21 protein-coding genes and 2 pseudogenes are annotated in these 25,218 nt (G+C 60.2%); 9 read left to right on the forward strand and 14 right to left on the reverse strand.

Features of this window, described 5'->3' with window-relative positions; all coding sequences use genetic code 11:
- Positions 1–6: 6 nt before the first annotated feature.
- The 5 genes from ACXX9E_RS27495 to ACXX9E_RS27515 form a co-directional block, all read right to left on the reverse strand.
- Entirely contained in the window at positions 7–855 is an 849-nt protein-coding gene (locus ACXX9E_RS27495; protein ID WP_458556502.1) for an ABC transporter permease, read from the reverse strand.
- Positions 852–1,760: an ABC transporter permease gene (locus ACXX9E_RS27500; RefSeq protein ID WP_123466326.1), complete on the reverse strand. Its 909-nt coding sequence runs from the start codon at positions 1,758–1,760 to the stop codon at positions 852–854. The genes ACXX9E_RS27495 and ACXX9E_RS27500 overlap by 4 nt, the downstream gene beginning before the upstream one ends.
- A 186-nt stretch (positions 1,761–1,946) precedes the next feature.
- Positions 1,947–3,050, reverse strand: coding sequence for an ABC transporter substrate-binding protein (locus ACXX9E_RS27505; protein WP_186746789.1), 1,104 nt, complete (start codon positions 3,048–3,050; stop codon positions 1,947–1,949).
- 217 nt (positions 3,051–3,267) lie between these two features.
- Complete coding sequence (locus ACXX9E_RS27510) at positions 3,268–4,719, reverse strand: aldehyde dehydrogenase family protein (protein WP_458556503.1); 1,452 nt, start codon at positions 4,717–4,719, stop codon at positions 3,268–3,270.
- Positions 4,716–6,353: a 5-guanidino-2-oxopentanoate decarboxylase gene (locus ACXX9E_RS27515; protein WP_458556504.1), complete on the reverse strand. Its 1,638-nt coding sequence runs from the start codon at positions 6,351–6,353 to the stop codon at positions 4,716–4,718. The genes ACXX9E_RS27510 and ACXX9E_RS27515 overlap by 4 nt, the downstream gene beginning before the upstream one ends.
- A 229-nt stretch (positions 6,354–6,582) precedes the next feature.
- On the opposite strand from ACXX9E_RS27515, the gene ACXX9E_RS27520 reads away from it, so the two are divergent.
- The gene (locus tag ACXX9E_RS27520) at positions 6,583–7,464 is read left to right on the forward strand and encodes a LysR substrate-binding domain-containing protein (protein ID WP_458556505.1); all 882 of its coding nucleotides are present in this window, start codon (positions 6,583–6,585) and stop codon (positions 7,462–7,464) included.
- 122 nt (positions 7,465–7,586) lie between these two features.
- Here ACXX9E_RS27520 and ACXX9E_RS27525 read toward each other — a convergent pair whose 3' ends face one another.
- Together ACXX9E_RS27525 and ACXX9E_RS27530 are read right to left on the reverse strand one after the other, a co-directional pair.
- Positions 7,587–8,201: an NAD(P)-dependent oxidoreductase gene (locus ACXX9E_RS27525; RefSeq protein WP_458556506.1), complete on the reverse strand. Its 615-nt coding sequence runs from the start codon at positions 8,199–8,201 to the stop codon at positions 7,587–7,589.
- Between the two features lie 45 nt (positions 8,202–8,246).
- On the reverse strand, positions 8,247–9,125 hold the full coding sequence (locus ACXX9E_RS27530; RefSeq protein WP_458556507.1) for an MBL fold metallo-hydrolase: 879 nt from the start codon (positions 9,123–9,125) through the stop codon (positions 8,247–8,249).
- Positions 9,126–9,239: 114 nt separating this feature from the next.
- Between ACXX9E_RS27530 and ACXX9E_RS27535 the strand changes: the two genes are divergently transcribed.
- Both ACXX9E_RS27535 and ACXX9E_RS27540 read left to right on the forward strand, forming a co-directional pair.
- On the forward strand, positions 9,240–10,172 hold the full coding sequence (locus ACXX9E_RS27535) for a LysR family transcriptional regulator (protein ID WP_123466312.1): 933 nt from the start codon (positions 9,240–9,242) through the stop codon (positions 10,170–10,172).
- A 106-nt stretch (positions 10,173–10,278) separates the two neighbouring features.
- Positions 10,279–10,455, forward strand: coding sequence for a hypothetical protein (locus tag ACXX9E_RS27540; protein WP_177490692.1), 177 nt, complete (start codon positions 10,279–10,281; stop codon positions 10,453–10,455).
- A gap of 131 nt (positions 10,456–10,586) precedes the next feature.
- Here the strand turns inward: ACXX9E_RS27540 and ACXX9E_RS27545 are convergent, their stop codons facing one another.
- Positions 10,587–11,471 (reverse strand): helix-turn-helix domain-containing protein, encoded by an 885-nt coding sequence (locus ACXX9E_RS27545; protein ID WP_128616298.1) that lies wholly within the window; start codon positions 11,469–11,471, stop codon positions 10,587–10,589.
- Positions 11,472–11,648: 177 nt separating this feature from the next.
- On the opposite strand from ACXX9E_RS27545, the gene pobA reads away from it, so the two are divergent.
- Both pobA and ACXX9E_RS27555 read left to right on the forward strand, forming a co-directional pair.
- Positions 11,649–12,842: a 4-hydroxybenzoate 3-monooxygenase gene (gene pobA / locus ACXX9E_RS27550; RefSeq protein ID WP_123466308.1), complete on the forward strand. Its 1,194-nt coding sequence runs from the start codon at positions 11,649–11,651 to the stop codon at positions 12,840–12,842.
- Positions 12,843–12,922: 80 nt separating this feature from the next.
- Positions 12,923–14,440 carry an MDR family MFS transporter gene (locus ACXX9E_RS27555; protein WP_123466306.1) on the forward strand — a complete coding sequence of 506 codons (1,518 nt, stop codon included), beginning with the start codon at positions 12,923–12,925 and terminating at the stop codon, positions 14,438–14,440.
- 122 nt (positions 14,441–14,562) lie between these two features.
- On the opposite strand, the gene ACXX9E_RS27560 is transcribed toward ACXX9E_RS27555, so the two are convergent.
- The 4 genes and pseudogenes from ACXX9E_RS27560 to ACXX9E_RS27575 form a co-directional block, all read right to left on the reverse strand.
- Positions 14,563–15,411 (reverse strand): cache domain-containing protein, encoded by an 849-nt coding sequence (locus ACXX9E_RS27560; RefSeq protein ID WP_128616300.1) that lies wholly within the window; start codon positions 15,409–15,411, stop codon positions 14,563–14,565.
- Between the two features lie 109 nt (positions 15,412–15,520).
- Positions 15,521–16,375: an ATPase gene (locus tag ACXX9E_RS27565; RefSeq protein ID WP_457237392.1), complete on the reverse strand. Its 855-nt coding sequence runs from the start codon at positions 16,373–16,375 to the stop codon at positions 15,521–15,523.
- A gap of 126 nt (positions 16,376–16,501) precedes the next feature.
- On the reverse strand, positions 16,502–17,494 hold the full coding sequence (locus tag ACXX9E_RS27570) for an NAD-dependent epimerase/dehydratase family protein (RefSeq protein WP_458556508.1): 993 nt from the start codon (positions 17,492–17,494) through the stop codon (positions 16,502–16,504).
- Between the two features lie 107 nt (positions 17,495–17,601).
- A pseudogene (locus ACXX9E_RS27575) lies at positions 17,602–18,490 on the reverse strand (LysR family transcriptional regulator ArgP).
- 96 nt (positions 18,491–18,586) lie between these two features.
- Here ACXX9E_RS27575 and ACXX9E_RS27580 point away from each other — a divergent pair.
- From ACXX9E_RS27580 to ACXX9E_RS27590, 3 genes and pseudogenes are all read left to right on the forward strand, one after another.
- Complete coding sequence (locus ACXX9E_RS27580) at positions 18,587–18,988, forward strand: ACT domain-containing protein (RefSeq protein ID WP_336347243.1); 402 nt, start codon at positions 18,587–18,589, stop codon at positions 18,986–18,988.
- 5 nt (positions 18,989–18,993) lie between these two features.
- A pseudogene (locus ACXX9E_RS27585) lies at positions 18,994–19,597 on the forward strand (LysE/ArgO family amino acid transporter).
- Between the two features lie 176 nt (positions 19,598–19,773).
- Positions 19,774–20,370: a superoxide dismutase gene (locus ACXX9E_RS27590; protein WP_003227660.1), complete on the forward strand. Its 597-nt coding sequence runs from the start codon at positions 19,774–19,776 to the stop codon at positions 20,368–20,370.
- A 68-nt stretch (positions 20,371–20,438) separates the two neighbouring features.
- On the opposite strand, the gene ACXX9E_RS27595 is transcribed toward ACXX9E_RS27590, so the two are convergent.
- Both ACXX9E_RS27595 and ACXX9E_RS27600 read right to left on the reverse strand, forming a co-directional pair.
- On the reverse strand, positions 20,439–21,233 hold the full coding sequence (locus ACXX9E_RS27595) for a hypothetical protein (protein ID WP_458556509.1): 795 nt from the start codon (positions 21,231–21,233) through the stop codon (positions 20,439–20,441).
- Positions 21,230–22,675 carry a hypothetical protein gene (locus tag ACXX9E_RS27600; RefSeq protein ID WP_458556510.1) on the reverse strand — a complete coding sequence of 482 codons (1,446 nt, stop codon included), beginning with the start codon at positions 22,673–22,675 and terminating at the stop codon, positions 21,230–21,232. Before ACXX9E_RS27600 ends, ACXX9E_RS27595 begins: the two co-directional genes overlap by 4 nt.
- 350 nt (positions 22,676–23,025) lie before the next feature.
- Between ACXX9E_RS27600 and ACXX9E_RS27605 the strand changes: the two genes are divergently transcribed.
- Positions 23,026–25,077, forward strand: a complete 2,052-nt coding sequence (locus ACXX9E_RS27605; RefSeq protein WP_123466288.1) for a putative bifunctional diguanylate cyclase/phosphodiesterase — start codon at positions 23,026–23,028, stop codon at positions 25,075–25,077.
- Positions 25,078–25,218 lie beyond the last annotated feature (141 nt).

The following is a 25,218-nucleotide window of genomic DNA, read 5'->3' on the forward strand; positions in this document are numbered from 1 at the left end:
CTCAAATCAAAAGGAAACGCCGCCCTCGCCCACCAGCTTCTCCAGCGCCCAGATCAGGACGAAGTCGATCAGCACGATCAGCACGGCAAACGAGAACACGGTAGGGTCGAGCGATGACACGGTGCGGCTGTACATCCAGATCGGCACGGTCATGACGTCGATGGTGTAGAGGAAATAGGTCACGGTGAATTCGTTGAACGAGACAATGAACGCCAGCAGCATCCCCGCCAGAATCCCCGATTTCATCAACGGCACCACCACATCGACAATTGCGCGCAATGGCGAAGCACCGAGCATCCGCGCCGCCTCTTCGACTTCACTGCCGATGGAGAGCATTGCCGCGGTGCAGTTCTTCACCACGAACGGCAGCGCCAGAATCACGTGGGCAATCACCAGCCGCGAGGTGGTCAGGTGGAACGGCAGACTGTCGAACACCAGCAGCAAGGCCAGGCCCAACACCACCATCGGGAACACCAGCGGCAGCGACATCAGTTGCAACGCCACGGCTTTGCCACGGTACTCGCAACGGGTCAGCGCATAGGCGGCAGGCACCGCGATCAACGTGGCGAAGACCATGGTCAGGCACGACACCAACAGGCTGGTGGCCATGGCCTGGCCGAGGCTCAACACATCACTGGCATCCGGCGACACGAAGGTGTGCCAGGCCGCCTTGTACCATTGCAGGCTGTAGCTGCTCGGCGGGAAATCGAGGTTCGACGCCCCGCTGAACGACATCACGATCATGGTCAGGATCGGCAACACCGCCAGCAGCAGAATGAAGCCGGAGAGGATCCCGGCGAACTTGCCGGTGTCGCCGGGCAACAGCGCCATGCGCTTCTTGGTCAGGGCACTCATTGCGAAGCCTCCAGCAGACGCCGACGACGGCCAGTGATGTATTCGGACAAAGTCATGATCGCCAGCGTGGTGACGATCAGCACCACCCCGGCCGCCGACGCGGCGGGCCAGTTCATCAGCGGCGCGATCTGGTCATGCACCATCACCGCAAGCATCGGCACACGACGGCCACCGAGCAGCAACGGCACGACAAAACTGCTGGCGTTGTAGGCGAACACCAGCGTCGCCCCGGTAATGATCCCCGGCAGACTCATCGGCAACACCACCTGACGGAACACCTGAAAACGACTGGCGCCCAGCGTTGCCGCCGCCTCTTCGTAGGTGCGCGCGACGCCGCGCATGGCGCTGGCAATCGGCAACACGGCCAGCGGAAACGCGGTCTGTACCAGCCCCATCAGCACGCCGTTCTGGTTGTACAACAACATGATCGGGCGCTTGATCAGGCCCAGGCCCATCAGCGCCTGGTTGAGCATCCCGCCCGGGCCGAGAATCACCAGCCAGCCGTAACTTTGCAGCAGCAGGTTGACCAACAGCGGCAACAACACCGCCGCGAGAAAAATCCGCCGCAGAAAGGGCGAGGTCAGGCGCGACATGGTGTACGCCACCGGGATCGCCAGCAGCACGGCAATCACCGCGCTGATCAGTGCCAGACGCAAGGTCAGCAGCAAGGATTTCAGGTAATAGGGTTCGAGCAACTGGGCGTAACTGGCCAGGCTGAACCCCGTCCACTCCGCGCCTTTGGTGCCGACGCTCATGCGCAACACCAGCAGGCTGGCGGCGATCAGCACGCCGAGAAACAGCATCGACGGCGTGAGGAAAAACCACGCCCGGGCGGTCGGCGAAACACCGCGCGCCGGGCGCACGCTGCCGGCGTCGACCGGTTGGCTCAGGGATTGATGTTCCATAGCAATGATCTCGTCAATGGAAGAGCAACTGACGAACACAGCTCTCCAAACCACCGTGCCCCTGTGGGAGCTGGCTTGCCAGCGATCGCAATCTGTCAGTGACATCATTGTCGACAGGTAGGCCGTCATCGCTGGCAAGCCAGCTCCCACAAGGGGTTTGTGGTGTTTTGAAGGTTGGTGTTCGGCTCAGGAAGAAAAGATTTCCGTATAACGACGAATCCATTGGTCATGCACGGTCGCCAAAAAGGCGTTGTCGTGCATGATCGCCTTCTCGGCAATCTGCTCCGGGGTGAGGATGTACGGGCTCTTGCGTGCTTCGGCGGAGATGATCGCCTTGGCGTTGACCGGGCCGTTGAAGATGTCTTCGGCCATCTTGCCCTGCACCAGCGGGTCGAGAGAGTGGTCGATGAAGGCGTAGGCCAGATCGGTGTCGCCGGGACGGTTCTTCGGCATCACCGACAGCATCAGGTCGGTGTAGAAACCTTCCTTCATGCCGAACGTGGCGCCGAGGCCGTAGTTCGGATCGCGGATCTGCTTGGGGAAGAAGGCCGGGGCGTACAAGCCGCCCATGTCCAGCGAACCGGTGCGGAACAGCTCGGCGATCTGGTTCGGGTTCTCGCCGAGGGTGACCACGCGATCCTTGAGTTCGGCGAGTTTCTTGAAGCCCGGTTCAATGTTGTGTTCGTCACCGCCGGCGAGTTTGGCGGCGATGATGATCAGGTCCATCGCCTCGGTCCAGTTCGGCGGCGGCAGGAAAATGTTCGGCGCCAGATCGGCGTCCCACAATGCCGCGTAACTGTTCGGCGCCTCTTTGAGCGTGCGGGTGCTGTAGACCAGGCTGTTGCACCACAGCAGGTAACCGATGCCGTGACCGTTGGCTCCCGTGCGGTATTGTTCCGGTACGTCGATCAGGTTGGGAATGCGGTTGAGGTCGGGTTTTTCCAGCAGTCCGGCGGCGGCCAGACCTTCGGCGCCGACCCCGGCCAGGGTGATGATGTCGTACTGCGGACGGTCACCGCCGGCCTTGAGTTTGGCGACCATTTCCGAGGTGCTGCCGGTGCGGTCGGCGATGACCTTGGCGCCGGTCTTGGCCTCGAACGTGGCGGCGATATTGCGCAATGCGGCGAGGCCGGTGTCATCCGACCAGGTCAGCAAGCGCAGGGTCTTGCCGGCGAAACGTGTGTCGCTGGCAGAGGCCCGGATGAAGGGCATGCTCAGGGCCGCCGCCGCTACCGAGGCGACGCCGACGGTTTTAATGAATTGACGCCTGTTCAGATCATGCTCGCCCATGAAGGACTCCCTTTGTTCTTTTAAGTATGAGGTTGGTCGCAACCGTTGCATCCGCGCGGCCGGATCTGCTGCAGGCCTTGTGTTCAAAGGCCTGCAGCGCTGCCGACGGGTTCATCCTGAGGTCGTGCAATACACCTGACTATCGATAAAAACTCATCGAAGCCATGACACCGGCGCATGCCTCGTTGCGAGGCATGCGCTCCCCGTTTTCGGGCGCTCAGAGCGCCCGGATCACGTGTTTGATTTCCTGAAATGCAGCCAGGCCCCACGGCCCCAATTCGCGACCGATGCTGCTCTGCTTGTAGCCGCCCCATGCCGTCTGCGGGAAGATCACTTGTGGCGCGTTGAGCCACACCAGCCCCGCCTGCAGGGCGTTGGCGACCCGGTCGGCGGTCTCGGCGTTACGCGTTACCACACTGGCGACCAGCCCGAACTGACTGTCGTTGGCCAGGGCAATCGCCTCGGCTTCGCTGCTGAAACTGCGCACGCAGAGCACCGGGCCAAAGATCTCTTCACACCACAACGCACTGTCGAGGGGCACTTCGGTGAACACCGTCGGCTGCAAAAAATAGCCGCGCGGCAGATCCGCCGGACGATTGCCCCCGCACACCAGCTTCGCTCCGGCACTCAGACCCCGGTCAATGTGGCCGAGCACCCGCTGGTATTGCGCCTGATTGACCAGTGCGCCCATCTCAACGTCCGGGTCGAACGGATCGGCTACGCGGATTTTTTCTGCACGGGCCTGCAAGCGGTTGAGGAATTCATCGGCCAGCTCATCGGCGACCAGCACCCGACTGGTGGCCGAGCACATCTGCCCGGCGTTGAAAAAACCGCCGCCGCAAGCCAACTCCACCGCCAGTTCAAGATCGGCATCTTCAAGCACCAACAGCGAAGATTTGCCACCCAGTTCCAGGCTCACGCCTTTCACGGTTTCCGCAGCGCGTTGCATCACCTGCACACCGACAGCGTTGCTGCCGGTGAAGGAAATCTTCGCAATGCGTGGATCAGCCGAGAGTGGCGCACCGACCGCCAGGCCGGTGCCGCAGACCAGGTTGAATACGCCTTTGGGCAGGCCGGATTCGGCGATGATCGCCGCCAGTTCCAGCTCCGGCAGCGGCGTGACTTCCGACGGTTTGAGCACCACACAGCAGCCGGCGGCCAGCGCTGGTGCGAGTTTCCACGCGGTGGTGACCATCGGGAAATTCCACGGCACGATCAGCCCGACCACACCGCACGGTTCCCGGCGCAGACGGGCGCTGAAATCGTCGCTGGGCAGCGCCACGTGACTGTCCAGTTGTGCGTCGAGGCCTTCGGCGAGTTCGGCGTAATACTCGAAGGTGGCGATCACGTCGTCGACGTCGATGGCCGCCTCGAATTGCGGCTTGCCGTTGTTGCTCGACTGCAGCTTCATCAGGTGGTCGCGACCGCTGCGTACGCCGCTGGCGATGTTACGCAGGATCGCGCCACGCTCGGCACCGCTGGTTTTCGACCAGTCCTTGAACGCTTCCGTGGCAGCAGCGACCGCCAGATCGACCGCTTGTTCGTCACCGCCATTGACCGTGGTCAGCAGCGCTTCGGTGGCCGGGTTGATCACCCGCAGATGCTCGCAACCGGCGGACCATTGGCCATTGATGAACAGGCCATCGAGTGTGGTCGGGAAATTGATCATTTGGCCACCGCCTGCATCCATTGGGTCTGGTCGATTTCGATCAGGGTCGGGCCCTGGCGATCGGTGGCGGCGCGCAGCGCGCCGCGCAGTTGTTCCACCGAGCCGATTGCCTCGGCAGCGCAACCCAGGGCCTTGGCGACGCCGATGAAGTCCGGGGTGTAGATGTCGACGCCGACCGGCTCGATGGCGCGGTTGACCATGTACTTCTTGATCTCTTCGTAACCCTGGTTATTCCACAGCAGGACGATCACCGGAGTGCGCGCTTCGACCGCGCTGGCCAGTTCCGGCAGGGTGAACTGCAAGCCGCCGTCACCGATCAGGCACACCACCGGCGCACGGGCGCCATCCTCAATGCTGCCGCCGAACCACGCGCCAATGGCCGCCGGCAAGGCGTAACCGAGGGTGCCGTATCCGGTGGACGAGTTGAACCAGCGCCGTGGTCGCTCCGGGTTGAAGGTCAGGTTGCCGGTGTACACCGGTTGCGTGGAATCGCCGACGAACACTGCATCCGGCAACTCGTGCAGGACGGTTTCAAGGAAGCGCGTCTGCGCCAGGGTTGGCGCATCCCAGCTCGCGGCCAGATCGTCGCGCAAACGCGCGGCGCGCACCTGGCCCCAATCGTTGCGGCGCTCGGCCAGAGGTTGGTGCGACAAAGCACTGAGCAATGCCTGTGCAGCGTTGCGCGAGTCGGCGACCAGCGCCACGTGTGGCGGATAGTTGCGCACGGTCTGATCGGCGTCGATGTCGATGCGCAGCAGTTTGCCGGGGATTTCGAAACCGCCGGCGAAGGTCACGTCATAATCGGTTTCGGCCAGTTCGGTGCCGATCGCCAACACCACGTCGGCATCGGCCACCAGTGCGCGGGTCGCGACCAGGCTTTGTGTCGAGCCGATCAGCAGCGGATGGCTGGACGGCAGCATGCCTTTGGCGTTGATGGTCAGCGCCACCGGAGCGTCGAGCAATTCGGCCAGTTCGGTGAGTTCGGCGGCGGCGTCGATCGCACCGCCGCCCGCGAGAATCAATGGTCGTTGTGCGCCGGCCAGCAGCTCGCTCATGCGGCTCACGGCGGCGGGGGCGGCACCGGCGCGGTCGATGTTGACCGGAACGCTGGCGAGCAATTCATCGGCCTCTTCCACCAGCACGTCCAGCGGAATCTCGATGTGCACCGGACGCGGACGCCCGGCCTGGAACAGCGCAAACGCACGGGCCAGTACGCCCGGCAATTCCGCTGCGGACATCAAGGTATGAGAGAACGCAGCGACGCCACCGACCAACGCACTCTGGTTCGGCAGCTCGTGCAGCTTGCCGCGACCGCCGCCCAACTGGCTGCGCGTCTGCACGCTGGAGATCACCAGCATCGGGATCGAGTCGGCGTAGGCCTGGCCCATCGCGGTGGTGATGTTGGTCATGCCCGGACCGGTGATGATGAAGCACACCCCCGGTTTGCCGCGGGTCCGCGCATAGCCGTCGGCCATGAAACCGGCGCCCTGCTCATGCCGTGGAGTGACATGGTTGATGCTCGAACGGGCCAGCCCGCGATACAACTCCACGGTGTGCACCCCGGGAATGCCGAACACCTGCTCGACCCCATAATTTTCGAGTAACTTGACCAGTACTTCGCCACACGTCGCCATGTCGATTGCCCTTCTTGTTTGTTCAATACGCCGTGCCAGTGTGGGAGCGAGCTTGCTGGCGAAAGCGGTGTATCAGCCACATTGATGCTGAATAGAAAACCGTATTCGCGAGCAAGCTCGCTCCCACATTGATCCGGGTGGAATGGGCTCATTGAACGGGCGGCAGGTAGCGGCAACAATCGATTAAAAGTCATACTAGCCATGTCCTCACGTCATACCTTGGATCCACATGAAACGACTGCCTCCCCTGCCCGCCCTGCACACGTTTCTGATCACCGCGCAGTGCTGCAACTTCACGCGGGCGGCCGAGCAGTTGCACATCACCCAAGGCGCGGTGAGCCGGCAGATCGCCGGTCTGGAAGAGCATCTGGGTTATGCGTTATTCATTCGCCTGGCCCGGGGCCTGGAGCTGACCGCCGAAGGGCGTGAATGGCTGCCCCGGGTGGAGAAGATCTTCGGCCTGATCAGCGAAGCCACCGAGCAGATTGCTCTGAAGCGCGAAACCCTGCAGCTCAAGGCCCCCAGCTGCGTGATGCGCTGGTTGGTGCCGCGCCTGCTGCAATGGCAAAAGGAACGCCCGGACGTGCCGGTCAAACTGACCACCACCCTGGCTCACGGTGTGGACTTTCAGCGCGAGCAGTTCGATGCCGCGGTGATCTACGGCACGCCGCCGGACAATTCATCGACCGCCCTGCACCTGTTCGATGAGCAACTGACACCGGTCTGTTCGCCCGCGTTACTGAAGGGCTCTGCGGCGCTGACCGAACCGACCGACCTGCAACAGCATCTGCTGCTGCACCCGACCCGCGACACACAGGACTGGACGGTGTGGCTGAACGCTGCCCAATTGCAGTTGAGCAACGTCAACATGGGCCAGCATTTCGAGACGCTGGATCAGGCAATGTCGATGGCGTCGCATGGGACAGGGGTAGCGATTGGCGACTGGTCGTTGATCGGCGACGACCTGCGCGCCGGGCGGCTGGTGATGCCGTTTGAATTGAAGGTGAAGACGGGGCTGGGCTACTACGTGGTGATGCCGCAGGGTGGGGAAGCGTCGCCGCAGCTGGAGGAGTTGATGATCTGGCTGGTGGAGCAAGCGCATACCCGCTGAAGCACCACATTCCCCTGCAGGCCTTCGCCTGCTCGCGATGGCGGTGGGTCAGTGACATTTACGTCGACTGACACACTGCTATCGCGAGCAGGCGAAGGCCTACAATTGGAACGTGGGAAGCATCAGTAGCCGACCGTAAACCGTTGACGCGAATGCTTCGGCGTTTCCACTTCGTCGATCAGCGCAATCGCGTAATCCGCGAAGGTGATCCAGCTGCGACCTTCGGCACTGAACAGCAAGTGATCCTTGCCGACTCGGAAGCTGCCGGTGCGCTCGCCTTCGACGAACTCGGCCGACGGCGACAGGAAGGTCCAGTCCAGCTCGTTCTCCGAACGCAACGCATCGAGAAACGCCGCGCCAGCGCTGGCCTCGGCTTTGTACTCGGCGGGGAAACCGGCGCTGTCGATCACCCGGGTGTCGTCCGGCAGCAACAGCGAACCGGCACCGCCGACCACCAGCAGACGCTTCACGCCTGCCTGCTTCACCGGGCCGACCACTGCACTGGCGGGCACGGTGGCGAAATGCGCGGCGCTGATCACCAGGTCGTGACCGGCCACGGCGGCCTGCAGCGCTGCCGAATCCAGCACGTCGACATTCTTGCTGACCACGCCGGCACGGCTGCCGATCTTCGAGGTGTCGCGGGCGATAGCCGTAACGCTATGGCCGCGACGCAGGGCTTCTTCCAGCAGTTGGCTACCGGCACGGCCGGTGGCACCAATGATTGCGATCTTGCTCATGACATTCTCCAGTTGGCTTGAGAGTGCTGCGTTTTCAGAATCGGGTTACCACTGCATTTCGCCCTTGGCGACTTTGGCGCTCAGCTCCAGCGAGCTTTCTTCACCGAGTGTCGGGTAGCGCTTCTGCATGGCCTTGATCAGTGCGGCGGAGTCCTTGGCCTTGGCGGTTTCGGCGTCGAAAGCCTTAATGTAGTCGGCGGTGAATTTCACGCTGGTCAACGAACGGCTGCTATCGCCCAAGTAATGACCCGGCACCACGGTTTTCGGCTTCAGGGTTTCGATCGAGTGCAGGGTTTGCAGCCAGTCGGCGTGGGATTGCGCGGTCTGGGTGTCGGCCATCCACACATGGATGTTCTCGGCCACCACCACGCCGCCGACCACGGCCTTGAGCGACGGAATCCATACGAAGCTGCGATCCGGTTGTTTGCCGTCAAGGCCGACCACCTGCAGTTTCTGCCCTTCAAGCATCAGGCTGTCGCCCTTGAGCACACCCGGCACGATGGTTTTCGTCGGTACGTCGGTGCCCATTTTCGGGCCCCAGAAGGCGAGCTTGCCGGCGACGGTTTTGTTGATGTGATCGACGGTCGGCTGCGAAGCCAGAACCTCTGCATCGGGGAAGGCCTGGGTCAGGGTGTCGAGGCCGAAATAGTAATCCGGGTCACCGTGGCTGATGTAAATGGTGGTCAGGTGCTTGCCGCTGGCGCGGATCTTTTCCACGACCTGTTCGGCCTGGGCCTTGCCGAATTGCGCATCGACCAGAATCGCGTCTTTCTCGCCGCTGACCAACACCGAGGTCACCGGAAAAATCGCCTTGGTGCCTGGGTTGTAGACATCCAGTGTCAGGTTGGCGGCAGCGGCATGCGCCGCGAAACCGAGGGTGGCGGTGGCCAGCAAAACGCGCTTGAGGGTAGTGAAGCCGATCATCTGTTGCTCCGTGGTCCGAATGCCGTGTTTGGCGATGGGACAGAGCTTAGTTGCCTGACTCGGTACAAAAAATGCGATGCTTGAACATAGTTTGTTTCTGAAAGCGGGCAAATCATGGATCGTCTTCAAGCAATGCGGGTGTTTGTCACGGTAGTGGATCTGGGCAGTCAGTCGGCGGCGGCCGATCATCTGGACCTGTCGCGGCCGGTGGTGTCGCGTTATCTGGCGGAGCTGGAAGACTGGGTCGGCGCGCGCCTGATGCACCGCACCACACGCAAGTTGAGCCTGACCACGGCGGGCAGCGAAATCCTCCCGCGCTGCCGGCAGATGCTCGAACTGTCGAGCGACATGCAGGCCGCCGTCAGCGAACCCCACGACGCACCGCGCGGGCTGCTGCGCATCAGTGTCAGCACCTCGTTCGGCCAGGCACAACTGGCCGATGCCGTGGCCGCCTACGTCAAACGCTATCCGGGGGTGAGCATCGACCTGCAAATGCTCGACCGCACGGTGAACCTGGTGGACGAGCGCATTGATCTGGCAATCCGCACCAGCAATGATCTCGATCCGAACCTGATTGCCCGACGCCTGACCGTGTGTCGCTCGGTAGTCTGCGCCGCGCCGGCCTATCTGCAAGAACAACCGGCGCCGCAGCGCGTCGAAGCGCTGAGCCGGCACAATTGCCTGACGCACTCGTATTTCGGCAAGAGCCTGTGGCATTTCGAGGAAGACGGTGAACCGGTTTCGGTGCCGGTACAGGGCAATATCAGCGCCAACGAAGCCAGCACATTACTGCGCGCAACACTGGCCGGTGCGGGGGTGGCGATGCTGCCGACCTATCAGGCCGGGGTGCATATTCACAGCGGTGAGCTGGTGCGCCTGTTGCCCCATGCCGAACCACGGCAGATGAACATTTACGCGGTGTACGCCTCGCGCAAGCACATGCCGGCGGCGCTGCGCAGCATGCTGGATTTTCTGGTGCAGCGATTCCCCGAAAACCCGGCTTGGGATGAAGCGGTTTCCAGCGTCAAGCCACAAGCTACACGCTAGCTGCGCCGCCATTCATGTTGGCGCGTGCCGCTCGACGCTTGCAGCTGCTTCTACCTGACCTATGCTGAAAGTAATACCGCAGGGTATGCGTTCAGAGGTCATTGCCATGAACATCAAAACAAGAAGGTACTTCGCGATTTTCATCACCTGCGCCGCCACGCTAGCGCTGTACGGCACTGCGGCCTGGCGGGTCGAGCAAATGCGGCAGCTGCCCCGTGATTACGCGAGCTGTAATTTCGAACGCTGCATTCCGCATAACGCGACGCTCAATGCGTTGCGCTGATTGACCTGAACTGGAGTCAATCCGGTGGGAGCTGGCTGGCCAGCGATTGCGGATTGACATTCAGCATTGAGATGGCTGCCCCCCCTATCGCTGGCAAGCCAGCTCCCACAGGGTTCGTGGCGTTCAGGCGTTTATTGCTCGGCCTTCAGACGGTCGCGAAACGCCTTTGGCGAGATTCCCACCCGGCGCCGGAACAGGCGCGTGAAGTTGGTCGGATCGGAAAACCCCAGCAACTCCGACATCTCGTAAATGGTCATGCTGGTGTAGGTGAGCAAGCGCTTGGCTTCCAGCAACTGGCGTTCGTGCATGATCTGCAGCGCCGGTTGCCCGGCCAGTTCCCGGCAGGTGCCGTTGAGATGCGAGACGGAAATGCCCAGACGATGGGCCAGATCCTCGACCTTCACATGCTGGCGGTAGGTCTCTTCCACCAATTGAATAAAGCCATTGAGGTATTCGCGCTGGCGTTGCGGCCGCTGACTGGCGTTGTGTCGCACGATAGCCTGACGGCTGACCCAGACCATAATCACGCTGACCAGCGAATGCATGAGCATTTCCCGCGCCGGCTGATGGCCGTTGTACTCGGCCTGCAACGCTGAAAACAGACTGTTCAGGTACTCGCCGTCCTTGCCCGCCGGATAGCTTTGCGTCTGGGCCAGGGCGTGCACCGACTCGCCCAGCTGCGCCTGCAGATGGTTGATCAGCGGCGTGGCGAGGGTAACGATGAAGCCTTCCACGTCCTCGGAAAAACGGAAGCCATGCACCGACAGTGGCGGCAGGACTTGAATCGCCGGGGTTTCGAGTTGCGTGCGCTGACCTTCGATTTCAAGCTCTGCCTGACCTTTGAAGACGAAGAGTAACTGGCACAGATCGGCGTGGCGGTGGGGTTTGATTTCCCATTGGTGTTCGCGGCTGCGGGAAGAAATGGTTTCACAGTGCAGCAAGTCAGGGGTCGGCCAGTCCAGGCTTTCACCGTAGAGCTTGAACACCGGAATCGAAGGCAGGTCAGGCGTGTTCATCACTTCAATCCAGGCCTCAGGTTTTTGGGCGATAATCGCACCGATTGGCAGAATGTACAGATATCGGCTCAGTTTTCACCTTCAATTGACAGACCCGCAAGGGAAAAATGCAAGCACTCGATCCATAAAAATCATTCACCGGCTTTGGCCGCGTGAAGCTTGCGAGTCATAAAAACAATGAAAACGCTGAAAACTCAAGTTGCCATCATTGGTGCCGGTCCGTCCGGTTTGCTCCTCGGTCAGTTGCTGCACAACGCCGGCATCGACACCCTCATTCTCGAACGTCAGACACCCGACTATGTCCTCGGTCGCATCCGCGCCGGCGTGCTTGAACAAGGCATGGTAGAGCTGTTGCGTCAGGCTGGTGTAAGTCAGCGGATGGACGCCGAAGGGCTGGTGCACGGCGGCTTCGATCTGGCCCTGGACGGGCGTCAGGTGCACATCGACCTGCACGGGTTGACCGGTGGCCAGACCGTGATGATCTACGGTCAGACCGAAGTCACCCGCGACCTGATGGCCGCTCGTCGGGAGGCCGGCGCGCCGACCCTTTACGAGGCCAGCCATGTCGTTCCCCACGGCATGAAAAGCGACGAAGCCTTCGTCACTTTCGAAAAGGACGGTGAAACCTGGCGCGTCGATTGCGATTACATCGCCGGATGCGACGGCTTCCACGGGGTCGCTCGACAGTCGATTCCGGCCGATTGCCTGAAGGTCTTCGAACGGGTCTATCCGTTTGGCTGGCTGGGCATTCTCGCCGACACCCCTCCAGTGCATGACGAATTGGTCTACGCCCGCCATGAGCGCGGTTTCGCCCTGTGCAGCATGCGCTCGGCGACTCGCACCCGCTATTACCTGCAAGTGCCTGCCGAAGAACATGTCGATGACTGGAGCGATCAGCGTTTCTGGGACGAACTCAAAACCCGCCTGCCCGCCGAGCTTGCCGAGAAACTTGTCACCGGTCCGTCGATTGAAAAAAGTATTGCGCCACTGCGCAGCTTTGTCGTCGAACCGATGCAGTACGGGCGGATGTTCCTCGTCGGCGATGCCGCCCATATCGTTCCGCCTACCGGCGCCAAGGGCTTGAACCTGGCCGCCAGCGATGTCAGCACCCTGTTCAATATTCTGCTGAAGGTTTATCGCGACGGCCGCACCGACCTGCTGGAGAAATACTCGGAAATCTGCCTGCGCCGGGTATGGAAAGCCGAACGGTTTTCCTGGTGGATGACCTCGATGCTGCACCGGTTCGACGAACATGATGACTTCAGCCAGCGGATCAGCGCCTCGGAACTCGACTATTTCGTCAGCTCCGAAGCCGGCAGAAAAACCATTGCAGAAAATTACGTCGGACTTCCATATGAGGCTATCGAATAGCCTGCTATCGACTTACACTGGCGAGCATCCCCCGCTCGCCTTGCGACCTGCGGGATTCTCACTGCCCGCAGGTTCCGCCCGTGACCAATCTTCACCAGCCTGAAACACCCAAACCGGCCATTCGCAGCGTGCTGGTCGCGCTGATGATGGCGATCTTTCTTGGCGCGCTGGACCAGACCATCGTCGCCGTGTCGATGCCGGCCATCTCCGCCCAGTTCAAGGACGTCAGCCTGCTGGCCTGGGTAATTTCTGGCTACATGGTGGCGATGACCGTGGCCGTGCCGATCTACGGCAAGCTCGGCGATCTGTACGGGCGGCGCAAACTGATGCTGTTCGGCATGGGCCTGTTCACCCTCGCCTCGCTGTTCTGCGGCATGGCGCAAAGCATGGAACAACTGGTGCTGGCGCGGATTCTTCAGGGCATCGGCGCCGGCGGCATGATTTCGGTGAGTCAGGCGATCATCGGCGACATCGTGCCACCGCGTGAGCGCGGGCGTTATCAGGGTTATTTCAGCAGCATGTACGCGGTGGCCAGTGTCGCCGGTCCGGTGCTGGGCGGTTACATGACCGAATACCTGTCGTGGCGCTGGGTGTTTCTGATCAACCTGCCGCTGGGCCTCGGTGCCTGGTGGGTGGCGCGGCGCAACCTGCGCGGATTGCCGGTTCCGCAGCGCAAACCGATCATTGATTACCTCGGCACGCTGCTGATGATCATCGGTCTGACCGCGCTGTTGCTGGGCATCACCCAGGTCGGTCAGGGTCATTCGTGGCGCAGCAGTGAAGTGCTTGGCTTGTTCGCCTGCGCCGTCGTGGTGCTGGCAGTGTTCGTCTGGCATGAACGCCGGGCGCGGGAACCGCTGCTACCGATGCACCTGTTCGCCAACCGCAATGCCCTGCTGTGCTGGTGCACGATTTTCTTTACCAGTTTCCAGGCGATTTCGTTGATTGTGCTGATGCCGTTGCGCTTTCAGAGTGTCACCGGCGCTGGCGCTGACAGTGCGGCGTTGCATCTGTTGCCGTTGGCGATGGGCCTGCCGATCGGTGCCTACTTCGCCGGCCGGCGCACGTCGATCACCGGGCGCTACAAACCGCAGATCCTCACCGGTGCGATCCTGATGCCGATCTCGATTCTCGGCATGGCATTCAGTCCGCCAGAAGCAACGCTGCTCAGTGGTCTGTTCATGCTGCTCAGCGGCATTGCCGGGGGTATGCAATTCCCCACGTCGCTGGTCGGCACCCAAAACTCGGTAGAGCAACGTGACATCGGTGTCGCCACCAGCACCACCAACCTGTTTCGCTCGCTGGGCGGCGCGGTGGGGGTCGCGTTGATGTCGGCACTGTTGCTGGCCTTCTTGCAGGATTCGAGTTTTGCCCATCTGGCAAGCAGTTCGCTGATGAGCGAGGGGCATTCGGGCAACGTGTTGCTCGATGGCTTGAACGCGGCGCCGGGGGATGCACAGAACGCCTTGCGTGCGGAGCTTTCGGTGACGTTCCGGCATTTGTTGTGGGTGAGCACGGCGGTGTCGCTGCTGGGGCTGGCGGCAGCGATTGCGATGCCCAATAACCTGTTGCGCGGGCGTGAGCACGGCGCCAGATAGAACAAACACCACGATCCCCTGTAGGAGTGAACCTGCTCGCGATCAGCGCGTGTCAGTCGACATCACTGTTGAATAAAACACCCTGATCGCGAGCAGGCTCACTCCTGCAAAAGGCCGTTCACTCAAGGGCTGTAGTAACCCACCGCCACCAGGAAATGCCCGACCTTCTTCAGGTAGGCATGCTTGTCCTCGACCTTGCCGGTCACCGGGTTTTTCCAGCGGTATTCGTATTCGCCACTGTCCTGCTTGCCGATCAGCGCCAGAATCGGTTCGCCCACCGGTTTGCCGTCCGGGTCCTTGATCTTGCTGAAATCGGTGTTGATCAGCCGCAGGTTGGTGCCGTGGGCGACATAGCGCTGGGTGTCGAGGTCGACCACAAACACATACAGGTCATCCTGCAGATAGCCGCCCTTGAGCGAGTTGATCGCCGTCAGCGTGCCCTTTTCGTCTTTGCCCAGATCGGTGGCTGCTTTATCAAGCAGTGCCTTGGCTTGCTCCGCAGAGGCTCGCGGCAAGTAATAACCCACTGCCAGAATTCGCTGGCCGATGCGCTGGTAATACACATGCTTGCGCTCGACTTTGCCGTCCGCCCAGTTCTGCCAGCGGTATTCGGCTTGCTGGATGCCGTTGCCTTCAGGCACCAGCAACGCGTCCTTGAAGGTCTTTTGCAGGTCCGGCCCGAGCACTTCGCTGACATCACGACCGATCAAGGCAGAGGATGGCCCGCCGCTGGCGAGCATCACGCCCTTGGTATCGACCACGAACACATAACGATCCTTATCGACGAACTCGCCCTGACGGCTGAACGCGGCGAAGGCCTTGTCGCCGTTGTCGTGGTAGTAGGCCAGTGCCTTTTCCAGCAGGGCGATGGCGGCCTTGCTGTCGTCCTTTTGCGTGGAGACGGCATTGGCCTGCCCTGCCCCCACAAGCAGCATCAGCCCGAGCCACGCCACTTTATGCAAAAACCCCATAACGCATCCCTCGTTCTTGTTGGTGTTTCAAGAGCGTAGACGGCTTGGGGTCATATGGAAGTTGAACTTGAATCCAGAGATTACAGGCGAGAGCCCCTCAGCTCAGCCCCTAGGGCCGGGCATTGATCTGTTGCTGCAGGTTCTGGATCTGTGCCTGCAAGGTATTGAGGTTGCGGGTCATCTGGCCACGGAACGCATCGAACTCGGCGGTATTGCCACCGCCCTGTGGCGCTGCCGGACGGTTGTCCTGCTCGCTTTTGAGGACAACGATTTCCTGCTCCAGGCGCTCGATCGCAGCGTTCGAGTTGCCCTGCTTTTTCAGCGCAGTGATATCCGCGCCGAGGCTTTTCAGCTGGGTGTCATAATTCTTGAGCAGGGCATCGACCTTGCTGGTGTCGGCCGGCGCACTTTTCAGGGTCGCCAGTTCTGCACTCAGGGCTTTGACCTGGGCCTGCAACTGGGTGTTGGCGTTCTGTTGTTCGGTGGTCTGCGCGGTCATCTGCGCCAGGCGCTTGTCCAGATCGCTGGCCTGACCGGCCACACCCTGCTGCTGTTTGCCCTGATCGAGCAACTTGCCTTCAAGCGCCTTGATCTGCAGCTTCAGGGCTTCGCTGTCGGTGTTGACGTTGGTCTGGCTGGCGACCACCTTGCCGGAAATATCCTGCAAGCGCCCCGCGGCTTCCTCACTGATGCGCGCGAAGCTTTCCTGGGTCGCGACCAGTTGCTGTTCCATCAGCGAGATCTGCTGAAAGCTCCACCACGCCAGGCCCATGAAGGCAAAAAACAGCGCGCCGACCAGCGCCCACAATGGCCCGGTGCTGGCCGCCCGGACCTTGACCGCCGGTGGTGTGCGCGAGTGCACGGACGTGCGGGCAGTGGTCGGAATGTCATCGTCGTCGAACGTGTCGGCGCGCAGGCTCGGGACATCGTCGAAATCGTCGTGGGCATCATTACGCATGGACATTGAGGCAACCTTTGTGAAACGCGGTGATGGCTAAATGCTGCGAAGTATAACCGCCGCAGCCGCAGGGATTGACCCCCAACCTGCGGTGCGGTTCATTGCCGGCCGGCCGAATCGTTGCAACGCGTTTCAGCGAATGTCCTGTGCTTTCCACCAGCCACAGAACTCGTCGAGCGCCGACCACAGGCTGACTTTCGGATCGTAGTCGAGATAATGCCGGGCGCGACTGATGTCGAGGGTGAAATTTTTTTTCATCACTTGCATGCCCAAGCGCGACAGCGTCGGTTCCGGTCGCCCCGGCCAGAGCCGGCAGGCGCCTTCGTTGAGCGCCGCGACACTGTACGCCAGGCCGTAGGAGCGGTACTTGGTGACCTGTGGGACTTCCATCTTGCGCATCACATAATTGACCACATCCCACAACGGCAACGGCGCGCCGTTGCTGATGTTGTAGGCCTTGCCCAGCGCCGAGCCGGCCGCCAGCAAACTGCTGAGCATGGCCTCGTTGAGGTTCTGCACACTGGTGAAATCGACCTTGTTCAGGCCATTGCCGATAATCGCCAGCCGGCCCTTGCGCTGCATGTTCAGCAGGCGCGGAAAGATGCTCATGTCGCCGGCGCCGGTGACGAAACGCGGACGCAGCGCAAGGGTTTCCAGACCGAACTCCTGCGCGCCAAAGACCTTTTGCTCGGCGAGATACTTGGTCGCCGCGTAGGGATGCTTGAAACGTTTGGGCACCTGTTCTTCGGTGAGGTTGAAGTGGTCGCGCCCATCGAAATAGATCGACGGCGACGACAGGTGCACCAGCCGCCGCACGCGCTGCTTCAGACAGGCTTCGACGACGTTTTCCGTGACCTGCACGTTGCCCTGATGAAAGTCCTGATAACGCCCCCACAGGCCGACGGCGCCGGCGCAGTGCACCACCGCTTCGACATCGGCACACAGTTCACGCACCAATTCGGGATCGGTCAGGTCGCCGGGGATGAATTCGGCACCGCGGCGTACCAGATGCTCGACGCTCTCGGCCCGGCGACCGTTGACCCGCACGTCCAGGCCCTGCTCCAGGGCGAAACGCGCAAAGCGTCCGCCAATGAAGCCGCTTGCGCCGGTGACCAGAATTTTCATGTAAAGCTCCAATGAAACCAGCTGCGAGCTTCAAGCTTCGAGCTGCAGGGTAAAAACAATGCTCAGCGCTTGACTTGCCGCTTGCAGCTTGACGCTCGCAACTGCTTTTAAGCCACCAGCCATTGTGGTGAAGAACGTACCAATTGTTCGGTCAGCAAACCCAGCAGCTGACCACCATTGCGCCAATGATGCCAGTACAACGGCACGTCGATCGGTTTATCTGGCAACAGTTCGCGCAACACACCGCGTTGCAACTGGTCGCGCACCTGCAGTTCCGGCACCAGTCCCCAACCGAAACCGGCTTCGGTCAGGCGCACAAAACCTTCGGAAAGACGGGCACAAATGGTGCTCGAATCCGCCATCGACGCCGAGCGAGGCCAGGTAGCGATGCTGCAGGAAATCGTCCGGACCGAACACCAGCGCCGGGGTGCGCGGCAACTGCTCGGCGCGCACGCCATCAGGAAAATGCCGGGCGATGAACGCCGGGCTGGCCAGCGCCCGGTAACGCATCGCCCCGAGCAATACGCTACGGGCGCCGGCAACCGGGCGTTCGCTGGCACAGACACAGGCCGCGACCTCGCCGGCACGCATGCGCTTGAGGCCGACGGTTTGATCCTCCACCACCAGATCCAGCAATAAATGCTGCTCGGCACAAAAATCACCCACGGCTTCGGCCCACCAGGTGGCGAGGCTGTCGGCGTTAAGGGCGATGCGCAAACGCTCGGGCAGACCTTCTTCGTCGAGCGCTGGCACCAGCGTCTGCAAATCGCGCTCAAGCAGTCGTACCTGCTGCACATGGTTGAGCAGACGTCGGCCAATTTCGGTCGGCGACGGCGGCGTGCCGCGCACCAGCACAGGTTGGCCGACCCGCGCTTCCAGCAGCTTGATCCGCTGGGAAATCGCCGATTGCGAAAGGCCCAGCACCTGCGCGGCGCGCTCGAATCCGGCCTGTTCGACCACGGCGGCCAGCGCGGACAGCAATTTGTAGTCGAACATCAGTTTTCCTAATGAGCGATCAGCACTATTGGTTTTTCTTATACAACTTTCGACCGGAGAATAGCCAGCAAGCACTCTTTATCAAGGAACACTGCAATGGCTGGCGAAACCTCACTCACGACGTTGCTGCGCAGCATGAGCCCGCAGCTCAATGCTGGCGAATACGTGTTCTGCACCTTGGTCGATGGCCAGTTTCCCGAGGGTCTGGAGATTGTCGGCAGCTTCCGCGAGCAGGAAGGCCTGACCGTGATTCTCGAGCGCTCCCAGGCTGAACGGGCCGGGTTCGGTTTCGATTATGTGGCGGCGTGGATCACCCTCAATGTGCATTCGGCACTGGAAGCGGTCGGCCTCACCGCGGCGTTCGCCAGCGCACTGGGCAAGGCCGGGATCAGTTGCAACGTAATCGCCGGTTACTACCACGATCATTTGTTTGTCGGTCAGGCCGATGCCGAACGGGCCATGCAAGTGCTGCGCGATCTCGCAGCCAACGCGGAGTAATCGTTATGTGGCAAAGCTATGTAAACGGCCTGCTGGTGGCCTTGGGGTTGATCATGGCGATCGGCACCCAGAATGCTTTTGTCTTGGCCCAGAGCCTGCGGCGTGAACATCACCTGCCGGTGGCGGCGTTGTGTGTGGCGTGCGATGCGCTGCTGGTGGCGGCCGGGGTGTTTGGTCTGGCCACCGTGTTGGCGCAGAACCCGACATTGCTCGCGGTGGCGCGCTGGGGCGGCGCAGTCTTTCTGATCTGGTATGGCAGCCAGGCGCTGCGCCGGGCGTTCTCGACACAGAGTCTGGATCAGGGCGAAAACCACACCGTGCGCTCGTTGCGCGCGGTGATGCTCAGCGCGCTGGCAGTAACGCTGCTCAACCCGCACGTGTATCTCGACACGGTGTTGCTGATCGGCTCGCTCGGTGCGCAGCAGTCGGTGCCGGGGGCTCTATGTCGTCGGCGCGGCGAGTGCGTCGCTGCTGTGGTTTTTCACCCTCGCCCTCGGTGCCGCATGGCTGGCGCCGTGGCTGGCAAGGCCGAGTACCTGGCGGATTCTTGATCTGGTGGTGGCATTGATGATGTTTACGGTGGCTGGCCAACTGATTATCGCCAGCTGATTTATTCCAAACAGCTCTGGAACCTCTATCCCACACAGTTGTTGCGTGGTTAAGCCTTGACCCCGGTGCTATGATCCGAACCCTGCGCCGCAAAGAGTAAAAACTCGTCGGTGCATTTCTGGCCGCCCGTGATCGGCCTTGCGCTCACCGCAACAGACCTGATTAGGAGAATCATCATGGCTTTCGAATTGCCGCCGCTGCCTTACGCACACGATGCCCTGCAGCCGCACATTTCCAAGGAAACCCTGGAATTTCACCACGACAAGCACCACAACACCTATGTCGTGAACCTGAACAACCTGGTGCCAGGCACCGAGTTCGAAGGCAAGACCCTGGAAGAGATCGTCAAGACTTCCTCGGGCGGTATCTTCAACAACGCCGCTCAGGTCTGGAACCACACTTTCTACTGGAACTGCCTGGCGCCAAACGCCGGCGGTCAACCAACCGGCGCACTGGCTGAAGCCATCAACGCAGCCTTCGGTTCGTTCGACAAGTTCAAGGAAGAGTTCAGCAAAACCTCGATCGGCACCTTCGGTTCCGGCTGGGGCTGGCTGGTGAAAAAGGCTGACGGTTCCCTGGCCCTGGCCAGCACCATCGGCGCCGGCAACCCGCTGACCAGCGGCGACACCCCGCTGCTGACCTGCGACGTCTGGGAACACGCTTACTACATCGACTACCGCAACCTGCGTCCGAAGTACGTTGAAGCGTTCTGGAACCTGGTCAACTGGAAGTTCGTTGCTGAGCAGTTCGAAGGTAAAACCTTCACCGCTTAAGCTGCGCGCCAGTCAAAAAACCCGGCTATTGCCGGGTTTTTTTATGCCTGTGATTTGCGGCAGCGGCTTCAGGTAAACACTCCGAAGGCTTTCCCGCCGAGGTGGATGACCAAATAGCCAAGGAAAGAATAGGCAAGTATTCGTGCAGGAATAACAACCAGGCGTCGTAGGTGAGAGGGGAAACCAGCAATCTCATCCATGGCATAGGGATCACTTTTTGACAGAAAATCATCGTCCATTAAAAGCATGTGTGAAATGTGAGACAAACGACAGTAGCGACCATAGGCGCCATTGCCCAACACTCGCTGATTGCGAGCGACGAAGTACGATTTTTTCAGGAGAGACTCAATCTCCGCCAGTCTGAAAAAGCTGACCCATACTTTTGCAAATCCAGCCATCAGGCCCAAAAAAAGACAGGCAATCAACCCGGCGATACCGAGTAATTGCAGATCGTTCGCTGGTCTTGAAACGGTCACGCATATCCAACCAATACCCAGCCAAAGTAAGAGTAAAGCGGCACCGGTCACACCGAACTGGAAGAGGTAGCCTGGAATTTTCAGCCACTTTTTCAGATGCTCCGGGAAAGTTTCAGCTTCCATGACTGCATGCAGATCCAGCATTTGCACATGGGTCAAACGACCCGTCAATGTCCCTATTTCTCTGACTCTTCTCATTCGTCCAAATGGGCCGTTACCCAATATTCTGCGATTAATGCCCACGACATAAGAGGCAATGAAATGCTCTTCCATCTGATCCAGCCGAAAATAGGCAGCGAACAACACGAATGCACCGCTGAGGAAGAAAAGCAGAAGTACGACGGCCCATGAATAGAGATAGATGAGATCAAAATGTGGGGCGATCACGATGGATCCTTAACGTTGATTCCCAACATCCAGAATCCATTAGCGAGAAGAACGTAGCTCAACGTAAGAGATGAACTGGTGGGCAAGCTTAAAATTCGATAGAAGGTCATTATTTGTTCATCTCGTACAGTTTTTCGCCGATAAGTTCCCCTGTCTCGGCTCCCCCCATCCCCTATTTGCGCTGCGAGCATGCCACTTACAACCAACATGCAGGCGACTCCTCCTGCTCCGGCGGTTCCTACGCCTATTGCGGCACATGTCATCGGAGCAATGGTTGTCGCCAACTTGCCCGCTAGTGCTCCGCCTAGAACGTTTCCAGACAGCTTCGACCCCTCTATGAATCTCGCCCTCCGACATTCCGCCTCGCGTCCGGTTCGGCACGCTTCGTGGATTTTCATCGCCGCAGAACTGGCTCCCAGACCAATTGCCACATAACCACCGGCCTTCATGTATTTCGATGCTCGCGCCACGCCTTCAATGTGAGTCGCATATCCCGGCAATTGATTCGGTGCGCCTGCTTTGTTCCAGTTGTGCACGATCCTTTGCGTGGACAAGCCTAGTGCCCGTTTAAGCTTCGGGTGATCCGGAATGCCGGTTGTCTTTCGAACCAAGGGCCCTAAACCGGCATCAAGTTTCTTCATCAGCCTTTTGCGTTGTGCAAAAAACTCCAGAGAGTGGAGATTGCCATACTGGCGGTATTGCTCAATGTGTAAGCGCTCCAGTTCTTTAAGCGTGTTGCTAAGCGTTTCCATGTGCTGCCCCACCATAAACGATGCAACACCCAACGCTCCGGAAGAAACACCCAAAAACGGTTCAATCACCTCATGATGCTCAACCATGAAAGAAGCCTCTTCATCCGTCAGGTCTTTCAGCGCTTCATTCACTTTCTCCGCTGCCGCCATCATTTGCGCCTCTTCGCGTCGGCACATGTAGTTGCGCGAGTCGCTGAAGAGGACCATCTGCCCCGCTTTGACCTGTTCACCCAAATGACGGTTAAGCGAACCGAACTCGCGGCGCAGTGCTTCGCCAGGCGTCGTTTGGTACAGCGCGCGCTCCAGCGCTTCGCGGCTCATAGATGTCTGGACAATGTGAAAGCCTGACTCAGCCGGTTTCGGCAAGGTGTAGGCGTGGTCTTCCACCAGTTGCTCGGCCAGTGGTGGTTCGGGTTGGGGGCTGAAGGCGTTCCACGAAGCGCCGCCGCTATCAGTAACAACCCGCGGTTTCACTATGACCCAGTCACCGTTATTGATGGCTTCTACGAGTTTTCGCTGGTTGGCGCCTTTCAGATAGTTGGAGTGATTGAGGCCCATTGCATTGAGCAGGTTGTCGAATCCCGGCAGTTCATCCGGACGGTTGAGTGCCTCTCGAAAGGTGTCCATGGCCTGGTGGGTGTCGAGCGCCTGTTGGCCGTGGAGTTCACGTTGAGGGATAAGTCTGGTCACGTCCGTGCCCCGCTCTGCAAAACGGAGGACTTTGGCGAGCGAACTCAAACTTGAATGCCGGGTGTTTCTGTTTTGCGTGTAGGGGGAATCCGACTTCTCTGTGGCGCGCTGCTTGCTGCCATGCCACAGCGGGCTACCATCAAAAAGAGGAAAAAATGCTGCAAACCGCTCAAGTTGAGGGTCGAAACTACCGACACAGTACAGATTAGGGCTAATACTCCAGGCAGCTGCATTTCGGCCAACGCCACAGGCAAATAACCCTGGGCTTGATTGTCCCTTTGACTGCCATCACGGGATTGCCAATACTCATGGCAACTTGACGCTACCCGCACGGAACAAGGAATAACCCTTTGAAGCTGGAACTCAAGAACAGCTTGTCGGTGAAGTTGCTCCGGGTCGTGCTCCTGTCAGCATTGATCGTCGGCGTGGTCTTGAGCTGCGCGCAGATTGTGTTCGATGCCTACAAAACCCGTCAGGCCGTAGCCAGCGACGCCGAGCGGATCCTCGACATGTTCCGCGATCCCTCCACCCAGGCGGTTTACAGCCTGGACCGGGAAATGGGCATGCAGGTAATCGAAGGCCTGTTCCAGGACGAGGCGGTGCGCCAAGCGTCAATCGGCCATCCCAACGAAGCCATGCTCGCGCAGAAGTCCCGTGAGTTGCAGCATTCCAACAGCCGCTGGCTGACCGACCTGATTCTCGGCCAGGAGCGCACCTTTACCACGCAATTGGTCGGTCGCGGTCCCTACAGCGAGTATTACGGCGACCTGAGCATCACCCTCGACACCGCCACTTATGGCGAGAGTTTCATCGTCAGCTCGGTGATCATCTTCATTTCCGGCGTGCTGCGCGCGCTGGCCATGGGCCTGGTGCTGTATCTGGTCTATCACTGGCTGCTGACCAAACCGCTGTCGCGGATCATCGAGCACCTCACCGAAATCAACCCGGACCGCCCCAGCGAACACAAGATTCCGCAACTCAAGGGTCACGAGAAAAACGAGCTGGGCATCTGGATCAACACCGCCAACCAGTTGCTCGAATCCATCGAACGCAACACCCACCTGCGCCACGAAGCGGAAAACAGTCTGCTACGCATGGCCCAGTACGACTTTCTGACCGGCCTGCCGAACCGCCAGCAATTACAGCAGCAACTGGACAAGATTCTGGTCGACGCCGGCAAGCTGCAACGGCGGGTCGCGGTGTTGTGCGTGGGGCTGGATGATTTCAAGGGCATCAACGAGCAGTTCAGCTACCAGACCGGCGACCAGTTATTGCTGGCACTTGCCGATCGGCTGCGCGCTCACAGCGGTCGGCTTGGCGCACTCGCCCGCCTCGGCGGCGATCAGTTCGCGCTGGTGCAGGCCGATATCGAACAGCCTTATGAAGCTGCGGAACTGGCGCAAAGCATCCTCGACGATCTGGAAGCGGCGTTCGCCCTCGACCATCAGGAAATCCGCCTGCGCGCCACCATCGGTATCACCTTGTTCCCCGAAGACGGCGACAGCACGGAAAAGCTGTTGCAGAAAGCCGAGCAGACCATGACCCTGGCCAAGACCCGCTCGCGCAATCGCTATCAGTTCTACATCGCCAGCGTCGACAGCGAGATGCGCCGCCGGCGCGAACTGGAAAAAGACCTGCGTGATGCACTGCTGCGCGATCAGTTCTACCTCGTCTACCAGCCACAGATCAGCTATCGCGATCATCGCGTGGTCGGGGTCGAAGCGTTGATTCGCTGGCAGCATCCGGAACACGGTCTGGTGCCGCCGGATCTGTTCATTCCGTTGGCCGAACAGAACGGCACGATCATCGCCATTGGCGAATGGGTGCTCGATCAGGCCTGCAAACAACTGCGCGAATGGCACGATCAAGGCTTCGTCGACCTGCGCATGGCCGTCAACCTGTCCACCGTGCAACTGCACCACGCCGAGCTGCCGCGGGTGGTCAACAATCTATTGCAGATGTATCGCCTGCCGCCCCGCAGCCTGGAGCTGGAAGTCACCGAAACCGGCCTGATGGAAGACATCAGCACCGCCGCCCAGCACTTGCTCAGCCTGCGCCGCTCCGGGGCGCTGATCGCCATCGACGACTTCGGCACCGGTTATTCATCGCTGAGTTATCTGAAAAGCCTGCCGCTGGACAAGATCAAGATCGACAAGAGCTTCGTCCAGGATCTGCTGGATGACGACGACGATGCGACCATCGTTCGCGCGATCATTCAACTGGGCAAGAGCCTTGGCATGCAGGTGATTGCCGAGGGCGTGGAAACCGCCGAGCAGGAGACGTACATCATTTCCGAAGGCTGCCACGAAGGTCAGGGCTACCACTACAGCAAACCGCTGCCGGCCCGTGAGCTGGGTGCCTACCTCAAACAGGCGCAACGCAGCAACGCAGCCATTTTGTAACCTCAGAAGATCGCAGCCCAGCAGATGCAGCCGAAGGCTCGGACCGCGTTCGGACGATCTTTTGCGTTTCGTAAATAAGAAATATTTCCAGCCACAGCCCTTTACACATAATGCGAAAGATTTGCATTATGTCGCAGTTTT

The sequence above is a fragment of the Pseudomonas sp. GNP014 genome (assembly GCF_054344005.1).